This window comes from Candidatus Thiodictyon syntrophicum, assembly GCF_002813775.1.
Classification (GTDB): Bacteria; Pseudomonadota; Gammaproteobacteria; order Chromatiales; family Chromatiaceae; genus Thiodictyon; species Thiodictyon syntrophicum.
The window spans coordinates 3,976,278-3,993,046 of sequence record NZ_CP020370.1 but is presented as its reverse complement, the minus strand read 5'-3'; the positions used below and the strand labels follow the sequence as shown (position 1 = coordinate 3,993,046).

At 65.6% G+C, this 16,769-nt stretch carries 22 protein-coding genes; 19 read left to right on the top strand and 3 right to left on the bottom strand.

All coding sequences use genetic code 11. From position 1 onward, the window contains the following. Nucleotides 1-77: 77 nt before the first annotated feature. From THSYN_RS16765 to THSYN_RS16725, 9 genes are all read left to right on the top strand, one after another. A complete protein-coding gene (locus tag THSYN_RS16765; RefSeq protein ID WP_100919993.1) occupies nucleotides 78-1,793 on the top strand; it encodes a hypothetical protein in 1,716 nt (571 codons plus the stop codon). A gap of 26 nt (nucleotides 1,794-1,819) precedes the next feature. Beyond that, nucleotides 1,820-2,461, top strand: coding sequence for an ATP-binding protein (locus tag THSYN_RS16760; protein ID WP_216644559.1), 642 nt, complete (start codon nucleotides 1,820-1,822; stop codon nucleotides 2,459-2,461). Further along, nucleotides 2,458-2,655, top strand: coding sequence for a hypothetical protein (locus THSYN_RS16755; protein ID WP_100920142.1), 198 nt, complete (start codon nucleotides 2,458-2,460; stop codon nucleotides 2,653-2,655). Before THSYN_RS16760 ends, THSYN_RS16755 begins: the two co-directional genes overlap by 4 nt. Nucleotides 2,656-3,252: 597 nt before the next feature. After that, the gene (locus tag THSYN_RS16750) at nucleotides 3,253-3,561 is read left to right on the top strand and encodes a HEPN domain-containing protein (protein ID WP_100920141.1); all 309 of its coding nucleotides are present in this window, start codon (nucleotides 3,253-3,255) and stop codon (nucleotides 3,559-3,561) included. A 132-nt stretch (nucleotides 3,562-3,693) separates the two neighbouring features. Next, nucleotides 3,694-3,954, top strand: coding sequence for a ribbon-helix-helix protein, CopG family (locus THSYN_RS16745; RefSeq protein WP_100920140.1), 261 nt, complete (start codon nucleotides 3,694-3,696; stop codon nucleotides 3,952-3,954). 185 nt (nucleotides 3,955-4,139) lie between these two features. After that, nucleotides 4,140-4,403: a hypothetical protein gene (locus THSYN_RS16740; protein ID WP_100920139.1), complete on the top strand. Its 264-nt coding sequence runs from the start codon at nucleotides 4,140-4,142 to the stop codon at nucleotides 4,401-4,403. A 144-nt stretch (nucleotides 4,404-4,547) separates the two neighbouring features. Continuing rightward, a complete protein-coding gene (locus THSYN_RS16735; protein ID WP_100920138.1) occupies nucleotides 4,548-4,820 on the top strand; it encodes a DUF433 domain-containing protein in 273 nt (90 codons plus the stop codon). 520 nt (nucleotides 4,821-5,340) lie between these two features. Beyond that, a complete protein-coding gene (locus tag THSYN_RS16730; RefSeq protein WP_100920137.1) occupies nucleotides 5,341-6,081 on the top strand; it encodes a pirin family protein in 741 nt (246 codons plus the stop codon). A gap of 61 nt (nucleotides 6,082-6,142) precedes the next feature. After that, nucleotides 6,143-6,793 (top strand): CDGSH iron-sulfur domain-containing protein, encoded by a 651-nt coding sequence (locus THSYN_RS16725; protein WP_100920136.1) that lies wholly within the window; start codon nucleotides 6,143-6,145, stop codon nucleotides 6,791-6,793. A 113-nt stretch (nucleotides 6,794-6,906) separates the two neighbouring features. On the opposite strand, the gene THSYN_RS16720 is transcribed toward THSYN_RS16725, so the two are convergent. Both THSYN_RS16720 and ubiG read right to left on the bottom strand, forming a co-directional pair. Continuing rightward, nucleotides 6,907-7,617, bottom strand: a complete 711-nt coding sequence (locus THSYN_RS16720; RefSeq protein ID WP_100920135.1) for an SDR family NAD(P)-dependent oxidoreductase — start codon at nucleotides 7,615-7,617, stop codon at nucleotides 6,907-6,909. Further along, nucleotides 7,617-8,348: a bifunctional 2-polyprenyl-6-hydroxyphenol methylase/3-demethylubiquinol 3-O-methyltransferase UbiG gene (gene ubiG, locus THSYN_RS16715; protein WP_100920134.1), complete on the bottom strand. Its 732-nt coding sequence runs from the start codon at nucleotides 8,346-8,348 to the stop codon at nucleotides 7,617-7,619. Before ubiG ends, THSYN_RS16720 begins: the two co-directional genes overlap by 1 nt. Before the next feature lie 141 nt (nucleotides 8,349-8,489). Between ubiG and glyA the strand changes: the two genes are divergently transcribed. The 8 genes from glyA to THSYN_RS16680 all read left to right on the top strand — a co-directional run bounded on the left by glyA (nucleotide 8,490) and on the right by THSYN_RS16680 (nucleotide 15,072). Beyond that, nucleotides 8,490-9,746 carry a serine hydroxymethyltransferase gene (gene glyA / locus THSYN_RS16710; protein ID WP_100920133.1) on the top strand — a complete coding sequence of 419 codons (1,257 nt, stop codon included), beginning with the start codon at nucleotides 8,490-8,492 and terminating at the stop codon, nucleotides 9,744-9,746. 13 nt (nucleotides 9,747-9,759) lie between these two features. Next, nucleotides 9,760-10,275 carry a transcriptional regulator NrdR gene (gene nrdR / locus THSYN_RS16705; protein WP_100920132.1) on the top strand — a complete coding sequence of 172 codons (516 nt, stop codon included), beginning with the start codon at nucleotides 9,760-9,762 and terminating at the stop codon, nucleotides 10,273-10,275. 35 nt (nucleotides 10,276-10,310) lie between these two features. Next, nucleotides 10,311-11,429 carry a bifunctional diaminohydroxyphosphoribosylaminopyrimidine deaminase/5-amino-6-(5-phosphoribosylamino)uracil reductase RibD gene (gene ribD / locus THSYN_RS16700; protein ID WP_100922466.1) on the top strand — a complete coding sequence of 373 codons (1,119 nt, stop codon included), beginning with the start codon at nucleotides 10,311-10,313 and terminating at the stop codon, nucleotides 11,427-11,429. A 238-nt stretch (nucleotides 11,430-11,667) separates the two neighbouring features. Then, a complete protein-coding gene (locus tag THSYN_RS16695) occupies nucleotides 11,668-12,327 on the top strand; it encodes a riboflavin synthase (RefSeq protein WP_100920131.1) in 660 nt (219 codons plus the stop codon). Beyond that, nucleotides 12,327-12,866 carry a YaeQ family protein gene (locus tag THSYN_RS16690; RefSeq protein ID WP_100920130.1) on the top strand — a complete coding sequence of 180 codons (540 nt, stop codon included), beginning with the start codon at nucleotides 12,327-12,329 and terminating at the stop codon, nucleotides 12,864-12,866. The genes THSYN_RS16695 and THSYN_RS16690 overlap by 1 nt, the downstream gene beginning before the upstream one ends. A 268-nt stretch (nucleotides 12,867-13,134) precedes the next feature. Continuing rightward, complete coding sequence (locus THSYN_RS16685) at nucleotides 13,135-13,404, top strand: hypothetical protein (protein ID WP_157817742.1); 270 nt, start codon at nucleotides 13,135-13,137, stop codon at nucleotides 13,402-13,404. A gap of 147 nt (nucleotides 13,405-13,551) precedes the next feature. Continuing rightward, nucleotides 13,552-14,574, top strand: coding sequence for a hypothetical protein (locus THSYN_RS34005; RefSeq protein ID WP_157817741.1), 1,023 nt, complete (start codon nucleotides 13,552-13,554; stop codon nucleotides 14,572-14,574). A 291-nt stretch (nucleotides 14,575-14,865) separates the two neighbouring features. Then, nucleotides 14,866-15,072: a hypothetical protein gene (locus THSYN_RS16680; protein ID WP_100920128.1), complete on the top strand. Its 207-nt coding sequence runs from the start codon at nucleotides 14,866-14,868 to the stop codon at nucleotides 15,070-15,072. Nucleotides 15,073-15,195: 123 nt separating this feature from the next. On the opposite strand, the gene THSYN_RS16675 is transcribed toward THSYN_RS16680, so the two are convergent. Further along, nucleotides 15,196-15,642, bottom strand: a complete 447-nt coding sequence (locus THSYN_RS16675) for a hypothetical protein (protein WP_100922465.1) — start codon at nucleotides 15,640-15,642, stop codon at nucleotides 15,196-15,198. Between the two features lie 446 nt (nucleotides 15,643-16,088). Between THSYN_RS16675 and THSYN_RS16670 the strand changes: the two genes are divergently transcribed. Both THSYN_RS16670 and THSYN_RS16665 read left to right on the top strand, forming a co-directional pair. Next, complete coding sequence (locus THSYN_RS16670) at nucleotides 16,089-16,352, top strand: FitA-like ribbon-helix-helix domain-containing protein (protein WP_100920127.1); 264 nt, start codon at nucleotides 16,089-16,091, stop codon at nucleotides 16,350-16,352. Then, a complete protein-coding gene (locus THSYN_RS16665) occupies nucleotides 16,336-16,755 on the top strand; it encodes a type II toxin-antitoxin system VapC family toxin (protein WP_216644558.1) in 420 nt (139 codons plus the stop codon). Before THSYN_RS16670 ends, THSYN_RS16665 begins: the two co-directional genes overlap by 17 nt. Nucleotides 16,756-16,769: the final 14 nt, after the last annotated feature.

Sequence of the window (16,769 nt, the reverse complement as noted above, 5' to 3'; positions counted from 1 at the left end):
CCGTTGACAAACGACGAACGCTTGATCAGTCTACTGGCGCGGTGATCTGACCGCCTTGCCGGAGCACGCACGACGTGATGAATGCATTCAAGAGCCCAGCGAGCCGTCTGGCCAACCTGTTCCAGCGATCACGTGATGCCTGGAAGGCGAAAGCGTTGGAGCGGCAGCAGCGCCTGCGGGCCGCGGAGGTCAAGATTCGGGATCTGGAGCACAGCCGCGCGCAGTGGAAGGCGCGTGCGCTAAAGGCGGAGCGTGCGCGAACGGGAGCCGAAGAGGCCGCGGCGCCGGCGGATGACGAACCAGCGGATGAGCCACCACACCTTGCGCTGTCCCCGCCGGTCGGCCATCACTATTCGGTCATGGTCATGCAGTTAACCATGCGGCTGTATCTGCACGCGGGGCTCGGCAGCCGCGGGGTGGCGCGGGTATTGAATCTGTTCGGCGCGTCACTCCCGGTGGCGGCGCCAGCCCACACCACCGTGCTCAACTGGGTCTATCGCTGCGGTCTCGCGATTCTCAATCGCCAACCGCAATGGCGCACGGATTGGATCTACGTCGCCGACCATACGATCGCCTTGGGGGCGTCCAAGTGCCTCGTCATCCTGGGTATTCCGGTGAGTGCACTGGCCCAGAGCGGTTACAGCCCGTGTCACGGCGCCATGCAGGTGCTGGCCGTGGAGATCACAACACACAGCACGGGAGCGTGGGTCGCACAAGTGCTCAGGCGCGTTGCGCAACGCACCGGTCCACCAGTCCAGATCGTTGCCGACCACGGCAGCGACCTGCACAAGGGCATCGCCTTGTTTCAGGAGCACGCCACTGCCTGCGTCTATACTTATGATATATCGCATCTTATTGCGACGCGGCTCAAGGCCGAGATGGGCCGAGATGCGCGCTGGGAGTCCTTGCTGGCGCACTGTCGCCGCGCGTGGTCGTCCTTGCAGCAGACCGATCTCGCCTTCTTGCTGCCGCCTCGGCAGCGCATCAAGGCGCGTTTTATGAATCTGGATGTCCATGTGCGGTGGGCACAACGCGTCCTCGCCTACCATGATCGCGGCGACTTCAGCGCGATCCGCGCGCAATACGTCCTGAAGTGGCCGGCATGGGAGCACCTGTGCGCGCGGTTCGGCGCCGCCCGGGCGCACCCATTGCGGGCCATCGTCGGCATTCGCTATCCCGACCGGGCGGCTTTTTGCCAGGCACTGCAGACACACTCAGACCTCGAGAGTGATACGCTCGACGATGTGTTCTGGCAGCAAGCGGACGCCGGGTACAGCCGCTTCCTTGACGGCTTTGCCTGGCTACTGTCCTACCGGGATGACCTGGTGGATTACGCGCAAATGATGGCGCAATCCAAGCTGATTCAGTCGCATCTCAAATCCACGGGTCTTCAGCAGGGCTCCCAAGAATCACTCCAGGCCACGCTGCCACCGCCGTCAACGCTCACCCCACGGGCGGCGGCCTTTACCCAACAGATTCTCGCGAAGGTCGCATTGGAATCCGCCAAGATCCCGACTGATAGTGTCTGGCTGGCCTCCTCCGATATCATCGAATCGGTCTTCGGGAAATACAAATGCTTCACCACCAGGGGGCCGCTCAAGGAGATCGGTAAGCTGGTGCTTGCGATTCCTGCCTTCATCGCCGACCTGGCGACTCCGTTGATTCAGGAGGCGATGGAATCGGTGCGTACTATTGATGTCGAGCAGTGGGCGACAACGCACCTCGGTGCGTCGATGCTGGCCCGGCGTCGGCGTGCTCTCATTGATTTTGTGTCAAACACGAAAACTGCATGAATTTAATTTGCGATATAGGTGAGATATTGAACACCCTAGGCAATGCCCACCTGGGGCGCTTCAAACCGCTGGCCGACTTCGATTGGCAGTGGCCCACCCACTGCGACCGCCCCGCCATTGACGACCTGATGGGCCTGCGCTTCCTCGCCGAGACCGCCAACATTATCTTGGTCGGCCCCAATGGCGTTGGCAAATCCATGATCGCCCGCAACATCGCCCATCAGGCGCTGCTCGCCGGCCACACCGTGCTGTTCACCAGTGCCGGGCACCTGCTCAACGAACTGGCCGGCGCCGATGGCGATCATGCCTTACGTCATCGCCTCACCGTCTATGCCCGCCCGCGCCTGTTGGTCATTGACGAGGTCGGCTATCTGTCCTACTCCAATCGCCACGCCGATCTGCTCTTTGAGATCGTCTCGCGCCGCTATGAGGCCAAATCGACCCTGATTACCACCAATCGCCCGTTTGCCGAATGGGGCGAGGTCTTTCCCAACGCTGCCTGCGTCGTCTCCCTGGTCGATCGCCTGGTCCATCATGCCGAAATCATCACCATCCAGGGCGAATCCTACCGCCTGAAGGAGGCCAAAGAACGCGCCGAACAGCGCCACCAGACACACCCGGCCGCGTCCCCGCGGCACGCGCGCCAACCCACCGGAGCAACATCATGACGACCTCACTGATCCCCCATTACTGGTCAACCGAAGAGGCGCTCGCCGTCGTTGACTTCCTCGACCAACTACGCGAGCACATCTGGGCCCGCTATGGCCTGCGCATCCAGGAGTTCCAAGCCGAACACTACGTCACCCTGGAGCATACCGACCAAGGCGACCTCTTCGACCCCGGCGACCCCATGCCGTTCTGATCCCCGCCCGGTCGGCGCTCCTCCGTGGGCGCCCCGGCCCCCCGCTCCTACCGCAGGTGAGTTCGCCATTTTTCCGCGCTTCTTGGAAGCCGCTAACAGCTATGTCACGCCCTTTCAGGGCTGTACCGAAAAATGACCCTTTCCCAGGGCGTTGCCCTGGGCGGGTATGTCACGCCCCTTCGGGGCTTAGCTCGGCGAGTTCCGGTGACCGTTTACTTATCTGCGCCCGTCGTTAGAGACCGAATTGAGTAAGCTGCCACCGAAATTCTAAGGAAAAAAGGCCAGGGTAGAATAGCACTGACTTAAGCCGCAAGCATCGCGGAAACAATCGGTTGCGATGCGCTGAATCGGAAGGAGCGGACAACCCCATTCTTGGTCAATGCGCGCGCTGAGGGGCCTTGGTCATCACTCCGGCCACTGGGAGCGCCGCACCCCAGTGCGGCGCGGGCTATCCGCAGCACGCAACGTCGCGGTCGCCCGCGAGGCCGCGCCGCACTGGGGTGCGGCGCTCCCAGCGTTCGACCCGGGTTCCGCGTGTGCTCTCGCCGGTGCCGGGTGGCCGGGATTATGACCAAGGCCCGCTGAGGCCGTCGCGGCATGACCGAAGACAGCGTCAAGCTATTGGCAAAGGCCGGTCGCGCCATCCGTGCGGCGACTCGATTACCGGCGGATGCCGACATAGATTTCGGGGCCAGCCGTGCCTATTACGCGATGTTCTACTGCGTGCAGGCATTGCCGGCCGAGAAAGGATTGCATTTCTCCAAGCACAGTGGAGCAATCGGCGCCTTTGGAGCCCATTTCGCCAAGACCGGGGAGTTAGACCCGCGATATCACCGCTGGTTCTTGGATGCCTTCGACAAGCGTCAACTTGGGGATTACGGTTTTGATTGTGACCCCTTATCCTGATCTCTTATCCTGCTTATCCAGACGATACGTTGTTCGCCGGAACGATCGCCCTCCGAGCAGCAGTCGCGTCCGGTCCGCTTGATCGGTAACCGTGAGCGACCCCAGACCATTGAAGACGAAGCGAGGTAGGCTATGCAAGCAACCATTTCCGTGGAACGCGAGACGGATGCCCGTCTCGACCGTTTGTCGTCGTCGACCGGGCGCTCCAAGTCGGACCTCGTGCGCGACGCGCTGATCGTGCTTGAGAAAGCGCAATCCGGCGCATCGACCGGGCTTAGCGCGTTCGACTTGATCGGCGATTTGGTGGGGGTTGGCGAGGGCGGACCCGCGGAACTGGCGCGGACCCACAAGCAGGCATTTCGCGTGCTTCTGCAAGGACGCAAGACCGAATGATCAAGCCAAGGGATCGGCGGTGCTGGTGGACTGCGCTGCGCTTGTCCACCCTACGTCGCCCCGCAAGCCCACAATTAGTATTGCTCGCACCCGCCTGCCGGGCCGACAGCCCCGGCACGAGAACAAACCCCTATACTGCCGACATTCGACGACGCCAAAGTCCCGGAATCCGCGGAGCCCCCACCATGTCACTCGCCGAGGTCATCTACGCACACAGCCTTCGCCTGCCGGAGCCGGTGGCCCGTGAGGCGCTTGCCTACATTGAGGGTTTGGAGGATCGCTACGGTGTGGCCCTGCCCGCCGTTGCGGACCCGCAGGACACCGATCGCTTTCTCGCGGCGGTCTTCGGCGGGCTCAGCGACGACTTTCCCGACGACATCGCGGACGATGACTTAGGTCTCGACGCGCCGCGCCAGGCCCTCGACGAATGCCGTACCTGCTCGACATGAACGCCGCCATTGCCTAGATAAATAGATGGAACGACTCATCTGCTGGTGTCGCGCGAGCCCCTCTCGGCACCGCACAAGGAGGCTATTTTTCTGGAATTGAATGCGATTCCGGCTGTTTAACCATTCCGACTTGAGGGTAAAACGATGTCCAAAGACGAGTTGTTGGCGCGCATTTCGGTCGATCCGGGCGTCTGCTTCGGCAAGCCTTGTATCACGGGGCACAGGATTTGGGTCTCCTTGGTCCTCGATCTGCTCGCCGCCGGTTGGAGCCATCGCGAAATCCTCGATAATTATCCGGGTCTCGACGACGCGGATGTCCTCGTGTGCATCGCCTACGGCGCCGAGATGACCCATACCAGCCCGGGGCAGCGCCCCGGGGTCGCGTCGTTTCACCAGCCTGGCCCTGAAAGGGCGTGACACCTTGAGCCCCGCCGCTATGTCACGCCCTTTCAGGGCTGTACCGAGAAAACGACCCTTTCCCAGGGCGTTGCCCTGGGCTGGTATGTCACGCCCCTGCGGGGCTTAGCTCGGCGAGTTCCGGTGACCGTTTACTTATCTGCGTCCGTCGTAGAGACCGAATTGAGTAAACTGCCACCGAAATTCCCGGACCGCTACCCGCAGTTGACGCTATGTCGAGTCCGACATATGCCTCGGTCGTCTGGGCCTCCGCGACCGGCCGCTCGTCTGGCTACATGGCGAGGTCAAGACCCCGCCGTTCTTCGCGGTCGCGCGCATCTCGCTGGATCTGCTGATCCGCTCGCTCTTCGCCTTGGGTGCCTCCAGCCGCGATCTCGCCCGGTCTGACCGGCGCACGGGGACCCGGCGTCGTCCCGACCGCCGTGCGCCCCGATCAAGGGTGTCTGCCTGCCGACGGGTCTGGAATCGATCCAGGTCCGGCGCCAGTTTGGGGTCACCAAATACCAATCCCGGAGCAGCCATGATGACCTTGCGACCGTCCAGCGAGCGCGGCCAGGCGCAGCTGACGTGGCTTGACAGCCGCCACAGTTTCTCCTTTGGCGACTATTATGACCCCCGCCACATGGGGGTCGCGAACCTGCGCGTGATCAATGACGACCGCATCGCCCCCGGCGGCGGTTTTCCCATGCACGGCCACCAGGACATGGAGATCGTCACCTATGTCCTGGCCGGCGCCTTGCAGCACCGCGACAGCATGGGCAACGGGTCGGTGATCCGCCCGGGGGAGGTCCAGCACATGAGCGCCGGCCGCGGGGTGCGCCACAGCGAGTACAACGCCGACGCCGCGGTGCCGGTGCATTTGCTGCAGATCTGGTTGACACCCAACCGCCTGGGGGGCGAGCCGGACTATCATCAACGCCAGTTCTGCGCCGATGAGCGGCGCAACCGTCTGGCCCTGTTGGTCTCTCCGGATGGGCGCGAGGGCTCTCTCCCGACCCACCAGGACGCGCTGCTCTATGCGACCCTGCTGTGCGCCGGTTCGTCGGTTACCCATCCCCTGATTGCGGGCCATGAGGCCTATGTGCATCTGGCGACGGGGCGGGCGCTGGTGAACGGTCTGGAGTTGGAGGCGGGCGACGGGGTCCATCTGGTCGCCGAGGAGGCGGTCCGGATCAGCGGCAGCGGGCCGGACGAGGCGCAGGTGTTGCTGTTCGACCTTCCGGGTCCGCCGGCACCTGGCGACGCTGCGCCTCGGGCTTGAATCCGCCGTCGGGGTAGGCATTTAGCGACAAGTCTTTCAACCGTTACCAGAGGTCGGGCAGATGAGCGACAAGCAGGTGGTCGAGTATCCCGGGGCCGAGATCGATGTCCAGTGGGACGGGCGGCTGTGTATCCATATCGGCGAGTGCGGCACCGCGGCCGGGGAACTGTTCGTCGGCGGCCGGGAGCCCTGGTGCGTCCCGGACGGTTGCAGCAAGGCCGAGGTGCGCGAGATCATCGAACGGTGCCCCAGCGGTGCCCTGACGTACCGGGACAAGGATGGCGGGCCGGAGGTCGCGCCGGCCGAGAATATCGTCACCCTGGCCTACAACGGTCCGCTGTACGCGCACGGGGAACTGGTCATCGACGGGATACCGGAGGACCTGCCGGGGGTCAGCCACCGGGCCGCGCTGTGCCGCTGCGGGGCGTCCGCCAACAAGCCGTTTTGCGACAACAGCCACCTGGCCGCGGGGTTTGAGGATTTCGGGGCCGTCGGTGAGCGCGGGGCGCCGCTGCACGCGCTGGGCGGCCCATTGGCCATCAAGCCCTTGGCGGACGGTCCGCTCCTGGTCAAGGGTAATTTGAGCATCCGCGCCGCCAGTGGGCGCCTTGCCTGGGAGGGCACCGAGACGGCGCTGTGCCGCTGCGGGGCCTCCCAGAACAAGCCCTTCTGCGACGGCAGCCACCGTGCGGCCGGGTTCAAGAGCGACTGAGCGCAACGGTTCACGCCCGCGCAACGGGCGTCGTTGTCGTTGTCGTGATCGTGGTCGGATTGTTCGACTACGACAACGACAACGACAACGTACCCGGGATCTCGGTCACCACATCACTTCTGATCGCACCCCGCCAGCAGCTGCAGATAACGCGGCGCGGCGGTCTCGGGCGCGGGCAGGGTGAAGGGGTCCTCCCCGGGGTAGAGGCGGGCGCGCAGTCCGGTGCGCAGGGTCCCCGGGTCCACACTGGCGACGCGGATCGGGTGGCGGCCCCCGGACTCCTGCGCGAGCACCTGCGCCAGCCCTTCGAGGCCGAACTTGGCCGCCGCATAGGCGCCCCAATAGGCGAGCCCGGCACGGGCGACGCGGTCGGAGGTGAAGATCACCACCGGGTCCCGGGAGGCGTGCAACAGCGGCAGACAGGCCTGGGTGAGCAGAAAGGGTGAGGTCAGATTGATCCGCAGCACCCGCTCCCACTCGGCGTGCTCGTAGTCGTCGATGCGGGAGAGATAGGGGGCGAAGGCGGCGCAGTGCACCAGGGCGTCGAGGCGCCCGAAGGTCTCGCCGACCAGCTCGGCTGCACTACGGCAGCCCTTCTCGTCCGTGGTGTCGAGGTTGAGCGGCAGGATGGCGGGCAAGGCCCCGCCGCCGGTCTCGATGCGGTCATAGACGGTATTCAGATCGGCCTCGGGCAGATCGCTCAGGACGAGCGTGGCCCCGGCGGCGGCGGCGGCCAGGGCGACCGCGCGGCCGAGGCCCTCGGCCGCCCCGGTGACCAGGACGATGCGCTCCAGCAGTGGTTTTTCGGTCGCGTGGGTATCCATCAGAGGTCGCGCTCGCAGGTGACCAGATAATTGACATCCACATTCGCTGGTTCCAGCCGATAGGTGCGGGTCAGCGGGTTGTAGATCAGGCCGGTCAGGTCGCGGGTGCGCAGCCCGGCGGTGCGGACCCAGCGATCCAATTCCGCGGGACGGATGAAACGGTTGTAGTCGTGGGTGCCCTTGGGCAGCATCCCCAGGAGATACTCGGCGCCGAGGATCGCCAGCGCATAGGCCTTGGGGTTGCGGTTGAGGGTGGAGAAGATCACCTTGCCCCCCGGGCGCACCAGGCGGGCGCAGGCGTCGATCACCGAGGCCGGATCGGGGACGTGCTCCAGCAGTTCCATGCAGGTCACGAGATCGAAGCCCGCCGGGCGCTCCGCCGCCAGGGCCTCCACCGTGATACGCCGGTAGTCCACCACCACCCCCGTCTCCAGGGTGTGCAACTCGGCCACCCGCAAGGGCATCGCCCCCATGTCGATCCCCAGGACCCGGGCGCCGCGCAGTGCCATGCCCTCGGCGAGCAGTCCACCCCCGCAGCCGACGTCCAGCACCTCGCGGCCCACGAGCCCCGCCGCGCGCTCCACATAATCGAGCCGCAGGGGGTTGATGTCGTGCAGGGTCTTGAACTCGCTCAGCGGGTCCCACCAGCGGGCGGCCAGGGCCTCGAACTTACTGATCTCATCGGGGTCGACATTGGCGTGATAGTCGCCGGGGTGGACGGTGGCGGTCATGGGTGCGCGGACCTGCGTGACTGGTGGTCGGGCCGGGGCGGGACGCCCCGGCTCCCGTGGTCAAGGCCCTACATTCTATAACGGGCGGTCCGGATCGAAACCGATTAAACTACACGGCTTTTCACGCTGGGGAGAGCTCCCATGTTTGACCAGACCATGACGATCCGCGACTACGACCCGGAACTCTGGGCGGCGATCCAGGGCGAGGAGCGCCGCCAGGAGGAGCACATCGAGCTGATCGCCTCCGAGAACTATGTCAGCCCGCGGGTCCTGGAGGCCCAGGGCGGGGTCATGACCAACAAGTATGCCGAGGGCTACCCCGGCAAGCGCTACTATGGCGGTTGCGAGTTCGTGGACGTGGCCGAGCGGTTGGCCATCGAGCGGGCCAAGCAGCTCTTCGGCGCCGCCTACGCCAACGTCCAGCCCCACTCCGGTTCCCAGGCCAATGCCGCCGTCTACATGGCCCTGTGCGAGCCGGGCGATACCGTGCTCGGTATGAGCTTGGCGCACGGCGGGCACCTGACCCACGGGGCCAAGCCCAACTTCTCCGGCAAGCTCTACCAGGCCGTGCAGTACGGCCTGGACCCGGCCACCGGTGAGATCGACTATGGGCAGGTCGAACGCCTGGCGCACGAGCACCGGCCGCGCATGATCATCGCCGGCTTCTCCGCCTACTCGCGCGTGATCGACTGGGCGCGCTTCCGGGCGATTGCCGATGCGGTCGGCGCCTGGTTCTTCGTCGACATGGCCCATGTGGCGGGGCTGGTGGCGGCCGGGGTCTACCCGAGCCCGGTGGCCATCGCCGACGTGACCACCACCACCACCCACAAGACGCTGCGCGGCCCCCGCGGCGGGCTGATTCTGGCGCGCGCCAACCCGGAGGTTGAGAAGAAGCTTGCCTCGCTGGTCTTCCCCGGCATCCAGGGCGGTCCCCTGATGCATGTGATCGCCGCCAAGGCGGTGGCCTTCAAGGAGGCCCTGGAGCCGGCCTTCAAGGAGTACCAGCGCCAGGTGGTCCTCAATGCCCAGACCATGGCGGAGGTCTTTCTGTCCCGGGGCTACGACGTGGTCTCGGGCGGGACCGACGACCACCTGTTCCTGGTCAGCTTCATCGACCAGGGCTTAACCGGCAAGGACGTGGACGCCTGGCTGGGCGCGGCCAATATCACGGTCAACAAGAATGCGGTCCCCAATGACCCTCAGTCGCCCTTCGTGACCAGCGGCATCCGCGTCGGCACCCCGGCGATGACCACCCGCGGCTGCGGTCTCAAGGAGGCCGGCGACCTGGCCGGTTGGATGTGCGATGTGATCGACGGGCGCGGCGATCCGGCCGTGATCGCCGCCGCCAAGGCGCGGGTGCTGGAGCTTTGCAAGCGCTTCCCGGTCTACGCCCGCTAGCCTCGCTTACCTGATGCGCTGTCCATTCTGTGGCGCCGAGGACACCAAGGTCGTGGATTCCCGGCTGGCCGGGGAGGGCGATCAGGTGCGCCGTCGGCGCAAGTGCGAGGTTTGCAAGGAGCGCTTCACCACCTACGAGACGGCCGAACTGAACCTGCCGCGGGTGGTGAAGCGCGACGGCAGCCGGGTGCCCTTCGACGGGCGCAAGCTGCGCTCCGGCATGATGCGGGCCCTGGAAAAACGCCCGGTGAGCACCGAGCAGATCGATGCCGCCCAGGCGCGCATCCAGCGCCGTCTGATGTCGAGCGGTGAATCGGAGGTCCAGGCCCGGCGGGTGGGGGAACTCGTGATGGACGAACTGCGCGGTCTCGACCAGGTCGCTTATGTCCGTTTTGCCTCGGTCTACCGCAAGTTCGAGGACGTGGCCGCCTTTCGCGAGGAGATCGACCGCCTCGAGCGCCAACCCACCCCGGAGGTCCGGCGTAAACAACTCGACCTGCTGGACGCACTGGAGATCAAACCCAAGTGAGCGCCCCCCAACCCAGCGCGGCCGACGTCGGCCCCATGGCCCAGGCCATCCGGCTCGCCCGCCGTGGGCTCTACACCACGGACCCCAACCCGCGGGTCGGCTGTGTTCTGGTCCGCGACGGGGTCGTGGTGGGGGAGGGCTGGCACCGGCGCGCCGGCGAGGCCCACGCGGAGCGCATCGCCCTGACCGCGGCCGGTGACCGGGCGCGCGGCGCCACGGCCTATGTCTCGCTGGAGCCCTGCTGCCACCAGGGCCGCACCCCGCCCTGCACGGACGCGCTGGTCCAGGCCGGCGTCGCGCGGGTGGTCTGCGCCATGGTGGACCCCGATCCGCGGGTGTCGGGCCGCGGTGTGCGGCTGCTGCGGGCGGCGGGTATCGCGGTCGAGGTCGGGCCGCTGGCGGCGCAGGCACGGGCCCTGAACCCTGGTTTCATCAAGCGCATGACCCAGGGCCTGCCCTACTGCCGCTGCAAGCTCGCCGCCAGCCTGGATGGGCGCACCGCCATGGCCAGCGGCGAGAGCCGCTGGATCAGTTCGGAGGCGTCGCGCCGGGACGTGCAGCGCCTGCGGGCGCGCCACTCCGCCATCCTCACCGGCGTGGCGACCGTGCTCGCCGATGACCCGTCGCTCAACGTCCGCCTCACGCCCGCGGACCTGCCCGGGCTCCAACCGGGTGAGGCGGTGCGTCAACCCTGGCGGGTCGTGGTGGATAGTCGCCTGCGCACCCCCCCGGGGGCGCGTCTGCTCGGGCTGCCCGGGATCACCGTCATTGCCGCTTGTGCCCGGGCCGATTCGTCGCGCGGGGCCGCCCTGGCGGCCGCCGGGGCGCGGGTGATGCAGTTTGCGGAGCACTACGCCCAGGTCGACCTGCGCGCCCTGTTGGCCTGGCTCGCCACGCAGGAGATGAACGAGGTCCTGTTGGAGACCGGCCCCACGCTGGCCGGGGCGGCGCTGACCGCCGGACTGATCGACGAAATCATCCTCTACATCGCCCCCCACCTGATGGGCGACGGGGCACGGGGGCTGTTCCGGCTCCCGGGCCTGGAGCACATGGAGCACCGCATCCCGTTGCGGATCGCCGAGGTGCGGCGCATCGGGCCTGACCTGCGGCTGATCCTGCGTCCGGGTGTATTGTCGCCTGGCGAGGGTCAGTAACGAGTCAGAAATAAGTTAAACCACGAGTACCATCGTTGTCGTCTCGTTGTCGTTGTCGTAATCGAAATCGGAGAAGCGCTGCAATTTGGCGTGCGAGAGAATCCTGGGCGCTACGATAATCTCGATTACGACAACGACAACGACAACGACAACGACAACGACAACGACAACGACAACGGCGCAACCTGACACCCAACTTCGCCCTGAAAGGGCCTCACCGCTGCATCGGAATCCCAGCATGTTCACCGGTATCATCCAATCAGTCGGCGAGATCCGCCGCCTGGAACCCCGCGGCGGGGACGTCCGACTCACCATCGGCACCGGCAAGCTCCCGCTGACGGGTGCCGCCTTGGGCGACAGTATCGCGGTCAACGGGGTCTGTTTGACCGCCGTGAGTCTGGCCGCCGACGCCTTCGTGGCCGACGTGTCCCGTGAGACGCTGTCGCATACCACGCTCGGCGATCTCGGCCCCGGCAGCCCGGTGAATCTGGAGCCGGCGCTGACGCTGTCCACGCCGCTGGGCGGCCACCTGGTGAGCGGCCATGTCGATGGGGTAGGTCAGGTCCTTGATCGCAGTGAAGACGCCCGCTCCTGGCGCCTGAGCATCGCCGCCCCGGCGGAACTGGCCCGCTACATCGCCCACAAAGGATCGATCTGCGTGGACGGGGTGAGTCTCACCGTCAATGCGGTCGACGGCGCCTGCTTCGACCTCAACATAGTCCCCCACACCATCGCGCAGACCATCATCGCCCGCTATCAGACCGGCACCCGGGTCAACCTGGAGGTGGACCTCATCGCCCGCTACCTGGAGCGCCTGCTGCTGGGCGAGCGCGCCGCCGCACCCAGCGCCCGTGGCCTGACCGTGGACTTCCTCGCTGAGCATGGGTTCGCACGCTGATGGCCCTCAAGGCGACGGTCTTCAGGGCCCAGGTGCAGATCAGCGACATGGACCGTCACTATTATGAGAGCCACGCGCTCACCATCGCCCGCCACCCCTCCGAGACCGACGAGCGGATGATGGTGCGCCTGCTCGCCTTCTGTCTCTATGCCGACCCGCGCCTCACCTTCACCAAGGGCGTGAGTGCCGATGACGAGCCCGACCTGTGGCAACACAGCCTGACCGGGGAGATCGAGCGCTGGATCGAACTGGGTCACCCCGACGAGCGCCGCATCCGCCAGGCGTGCGGACGCGCCCGAGAGGTCATCGTCATCAACTACGGCGGCCGGGCGGCGGATCTCTGGTGGGAGCAGAACGGCGAGTCGCTGCGCCGCCAGCGCAACCTGCGGGTCTGGTCGATCGCCACCCCCGAGGTCCGCGCCCTGGCCGCCCTGGCCGAGCGCTCCATGGACCTCAATTGCACCATCGAGGGCGGCCAGGTGTGGATCGGCACCGACCAGCTCACGGTCGCCGTCACCCCGACCGACCGGCTGGCCTGAACCCTGCGCGATGGTAGTATCTATACTTCCTTTCCGGATATTGAGGAACTCGTGATGAGAGCAAGTAAAGTGCTGGTGATCACCGGCGGCATGATCCTGAGCTCACTGCAACCCAACTTGGCTCAGGACAGCCCGCGGCTACCCACCAACTGGGTCGGCAAGATCACCGTGACCTCGAATCGGGGCCCCCATCCCGCACCATCCCCAACACAGCGATAATGTCGGCAAGGCTGATGCAGTGAAGGGATTCGGGTTTCACGAAAACCCCGTGACCATCAAGATCGCGCGCCGGCAGGGGCGCCATCTGGAAGTCTCGTTGACGACACCATTACACACCAGCGCGTTGGTGGGCACGCTGTCAGCCGACGGCAGGCATCTTCAGTTGAAGGGCAGGCAGCTCAGCTTTTTCTTCGATATCGACGGCAACCAGATGAGTGGCTGCGGCTCCGCCAATGGCGGCAGCGGCACCATCGAGAACTGGCTCGATAACTATTCTGCCCTGTGTGCCGAGTTGCAGGCCGCCGACGGGCCCAAATAGGGGATAGGGTCGGCCGGGGGGGCGGGGGGGCCGGAACGGCCTCACTCGATAGCCTTTAACATTATCCCGGCCGCTTCGTCCATTGCTCCTGCGCGACGCGCCGGCGCAGGCCCGGCAATCCGCGGCCCCGGTGCATCAATACTAAATGTGAAACCGCAAGTCGTCCACTTCAGCGGCCACGGCGCGGGCCAAGACGGCTTGTTTTTTCAAGATGAGGCGGGACACTCCCGGTTGGTCGGCACAACTGCTCTGGCGGATCTGTTCCGGCTCTTTGCGGGTCAAGTCGGGTGTGTTGTTCTCAACGCCTGCAGCTCGAAACCGCAGGCGGAAGCGATCGCAGCACACATTGATTATGTCATTGGAACCAGCCACTCGATCGGGGACCGGGCAGCGATGAAATTCGCGGTCGGCTTCTACCGTGTGATCGCTGCAGGAAAACCCGTCGATTTCGCATTCGAATTGGGTTGCAACGCGATCGAGTTGGAGAGCATCCCGGAATACCTGACGCCCGTCTTGTGTCTTCGGCCGGCGCCGCCACCCGGGATTCTCATCGTTCCCGATGCGCACTATTACGACGAGACTTCGTTCCTTCAGAGCCTCAGTGCAGTTCTCCGGCAGCCCACTGACCGGATTGCCGTCGAGCGGTATGTCGGGAACTGTGAAAAATACCGCAACGATGCGAACATAAACGTCGTCTTGATCGATCCCGCTTCGCCAACGGCTCACTCATTCGATGATGCCGCAGTGTTCATTGATTTAGTCCGAGAAACATTCAAATATGTCGACGTTGTCGTAATCTGCGAAACCGCCACTACCATCGGGGATTTTGTCGCGAGAACCGGGAACAGATTCGAACGATTCTTTGCTCTTGCTTACGAAAGCGAAACAACACCAGGGAGTGCAAGATCAAGCGGAAAACCAAGCGAAGAGCTAATAAAGACGATTCGCAAGTGCGAGCAAGTACATCGTCGTAAGCGCGAGCAGCGTCGAGCAGGGGACCTTTACAAGCTGCGGCTTCGTCGTCGAGAAGCGCCTTGTTGCCCCGCCCGCGGAGCCCTCTGCGCCGCCCCGTCACCGTTGCCAGGGGTGCGGCGCCCGGTCGTGCCGGCCGGTCTCCGAGCGGTCGCCCGCGTCCAGGACTCCGGGGACAACGAATTAGGCGCGCCCTGATGGAATCGCGTCGGAGCGCGGAGCCCGTGCGCGCCTTAACCCGCCAGGCGCCATCGCTGTCGGGTTACGGCGCGCGATAAGCCTCTAAGCGCAGACTATCGCCAAAGACCTCCCGCTCTCCCGGCCGGACCCAGCTTGGACGCGGCGTCGCGGAGAGCCTTGCGGACGGGGCTAAGCCGCGTCCGGTTTGTCGATCCGTGATGGGTTTCGCTGCGCTCTACCCATCCTACGCTGGCCGTCGGCGCGGGGCGGCCGCCACGGTTTCGATCGCTTCCCCCCGGCTCCCGCTCGTTGACTTGCACCAGGGCCATCCAGGGTGAGGAAGATGGGCCGGCGGGCGAGGTTCAGCAGGTGCGGGCGGCGCGGGTCCTGGAGCGCAGACTCGAACTCATCCAGGAGCCGACGGGCCTCCACCTGCCATTCCTGGCGCCGGCGCAGGAAGCGGGCGATGAAGTCGAGACGACGGTGCCGGGCTTTCCAAGCCCCATTTGCCGGTAACGCCGACGGTGAAGGGCGGCTCCACCTCCAGGACCATGCGCGCCACCTGGTCCCCGGCGCGCCCGAGCCCGAGGCCGTCGTCCAGGGTCCAGGTGTCGTTGCGGTAGTGCTTCATTGCGGGCATCAGCCGTCGGAATAGAGCGGATCGTCAAACATCGGACAGTAGTCGTCCTTATTCGTCACACACGCGGACGGACAGGCCACGCAATAGCTCAGGAGTCGCTCCCAGGCCGTTCCCGTACAATCCAACAACCGGTCGACCATCTTGTCGGTCAGGCCCGGAAAGGCGGCCTCGACCTGGTCCCAACCGATCTCCATCTGCGGGATCTCGCCCCTGAGCTGCTTGCGCACAACCCCTTGCAGTCCGATCGCGAGCGCGATGCAGGAGCGCTTGATGCGCGCGTGATCGTAGCCGCGTTTGGCGAGGGTGCGCACGAGCGGCGGCGCAATCGCCTGCCGGATCTCGCACGCCAGCTCGAAGGCGAACCAATTGAACTTGCGCTTTCCGCCGGGGAGGGCTGCGAAACGACTCGGGTCGATCTGCGGAACGGCTGCGGGCTGGGGCGTCATGGGTGTCGGGCGGCGATCGGGCTTGAGTGGGGGTCCGCGCAGGATAGCCGGTCGCCCGGGCAGGCGGTAGCCTCTGCGCCCGCAATCCCGCGGCGTTGCCCGCGGACCCCGCCGCGCCCGTTCGTCCTGGTGGTGCGGCGGTGGACCGATGCCATCATCGAGATCCCGGTTGACCATCCGGCGGGTCAGAGGCGTGCGACGGCTGCCGGGTGCATCGGCCCTGATCGTTATTCCGGCCAGCTCGCGCCTGACATCCGTCGCGGCCGGGGGGCCGCTCCTACGCGGTAGGAGCGGCCCCCCGGCTGCGACGGGTTGCCGCAAGGGCGCGTGGCCGGAGTCTTGATCAAGGCCGCCGCCGCAGCCTGACGGCGTAACGATCAAACCTGGTTGCGGGCCCCGTCGATCGGCCCTAGCATTGCGCCAGTACCCCCATTGCGAGGATAGACATGCCGACCCTGGTCTTGCGAAATGTTCCGGATGAGCTGTACGGCAGGCTCAAGCAAGCCGCCGCCGACCACCGCTGCTCCATAGCACAGGAGGCCATCGTCGCCCTTCAGTCGGGACTGGGCGGCGCACGCGACCGACCGCGCTGGCCCTCGGTAGCGGAAAGCCTCGCATGGCTCAAGGCCGAGGTCTGGACCTTGCCGGTACTCGATCGGCGCAGTGAGGATGAGATTCTGGGCTACAACGCCGATGGCCACTGCGATTGATCTGGTCGTCGATACCAGCGCCCTGACCGCGATCCTGCTCGGGGAACCGGAGGCCGCGGACCTCCTGACCGCGCTGGCTGCCGCTGCCACGATCGGTCTGTGTGCCCCGAACCGCACCGAATTCCTGCTGGTCATCCAGTCGCGGCTGGGCGATGTCGGGGTCGAGCGCGCCAAGCGACTGCTTGCCATGCAGCGCATCGAAACGGTCCCCTTGGACGAGGCCCTGGCCGATGCCGCGGCCCTGCGTTTCCGGCGCTTCGGCAAGGGTCGGCATCCGGCTGGGCTCAACTTCGGCGACTGTTTCTCTTATGCCCTGGCGATCCGCGAACAGGTTCCGCTGCTCTTCAAGGGGAATGACTTTTCGCAGACTGATGTGCGGGTTGCGGCTTATCCTATGCCCTGATTGCGGTACAACCT

What these genes read in the sequence shown, in the direction of transcription:
- THSYN_RS16670 (WP_100920127.1), top strand. Translation starts at nt 16,089, where the DNA reads ATGCCGACCCTGGTCTTGCGAAATGTTCCGGATGAGCTGTACGGCAGG.
- THSYN_RS16765 (WP_100919993.1), top strand. Translation starts at nt 78, where the DNA reads ATGAATGCATTCAAGAGCCCAGCGAGCCGTCTGGCCAACCTGTTCCAG.
- THSYN_RS16725 (WP_100920136.1), top strand. Translation starts at nt 6,143, where the DNA reads ATGAGCGACAAGCAGGTGGTCGAGTATCCCGGGGCCGAGATCGATGTC.
- THSYN_RS16750 (WP_100920141.1), top strand. Translation starts at nt 3,253, where the DNA reads ATGACCGAAGACAGCGTCAAGCTATTGGCAAAGGCCGGTCGCGCCATC.
- THSYN_RS16675 (WP_100922465.1), bottom strand. Translation starts at nt 15,642, where the DNA reads ATGACGCCCCAGCCCGCAGCCGTTCCGCAGATCGACCCGAGTCGTTTC.
- nrdR (WP_100920132.1), top strand. Translation starts at nt 9,760, where the DNA reads ATGCGCTGTCCATTCTGTGGCGCCGAGGACACCAAGGTCGTGGATTCC.
- THSYN_RS16695 (WP_100920131.1), top strand. Translation starts at nt 11,668, where the DNA reads ATGTTCACCGGTATCATCCAATCAGTCGGCGAGATCCGCCGCCTGGAA.
- THSYN_RS16665 (WP_216644558.1), top strand. Translation starts at nt 16,336, where the DNA reads ATGGCCACTGCGATTGATCTGGTCGTCGATACCAGCGCCCTGACCGCG.
- THSYN_RS16720 (WP_100920135.1), bottom strand. Translation starts at nt 7,617, where the DNA reads ATGGATACCCACGCGACCGAAAAACCACTGCTGGAGCGCATCGTCCTG.
- glyA (WP_100920133.1), top strand. Translation starts at nt 8,490, where the DNA reads ATGTTTGACCAGACCATGACGATCCGCGACTACGACCCGGAACTCTGG.
- THSYN_RS16690 (WP_100920130.1), top strand. Translation starts at nt 12,327, where the DNA reads ATGGCCCTCAAGGCGACGGTCTTCAGGGCCCAGGTGCAGATCAGCGAC.
- THSYN_RS16735 (WP_100920138.1), top strand. Translation starts at nt 4,548, where the DNA reads ATGTCCAAAGACGAGTTGTTGGCGCGCATTTCGGTCGATCCGGGCGTC.
- ribD (WP_100922466.1), top strand. Translation starts at nt 10,311, where the DNA reads ATGGCCCAGGCCATCCGGCTCGCCCGCCGTGGGCTCTACACCACGGAC.
- THSYN_RS16745 (WP_100920140.1), top strand. Translation starts at nt 3,694, where the DNA reads ATGCAAGCAACCATTTCCGTGGAACGCGAGACGGATGCCCGTCTCGAC.
- THSYN_RS16740 (WP_100920139.1), top strand. Translation starts at nt 4,140, where the DNA reads ATGTCACTCGCCGAGGTCATCTACGCACACAGCCTTCGCCTGCCGGAG.
- ubiG (WP_100920134.1), bottom strand. Translation starts at nt 8,348, where the DNA reads ATGACCGCCACCGTCCACCCCGGCGACTATCACGCCAATGTCGACCCC.
- THSYN_RS16730 (WP_100920137.1), top strand. Translation starts at nt 5,341, where the DNA reads ATGATGACCTTGCGACCGTCCAGCGAGCGCGGCCAGGCGCAGCTGACG.
- THSYN_RS16755 (WP_100920142.1), top strand. Translation starts at nt 2,458, where the DNA reads ATGACGACCTCACTGATCCCCCATTACTGGTCAACCGAAGAGGCGCTC.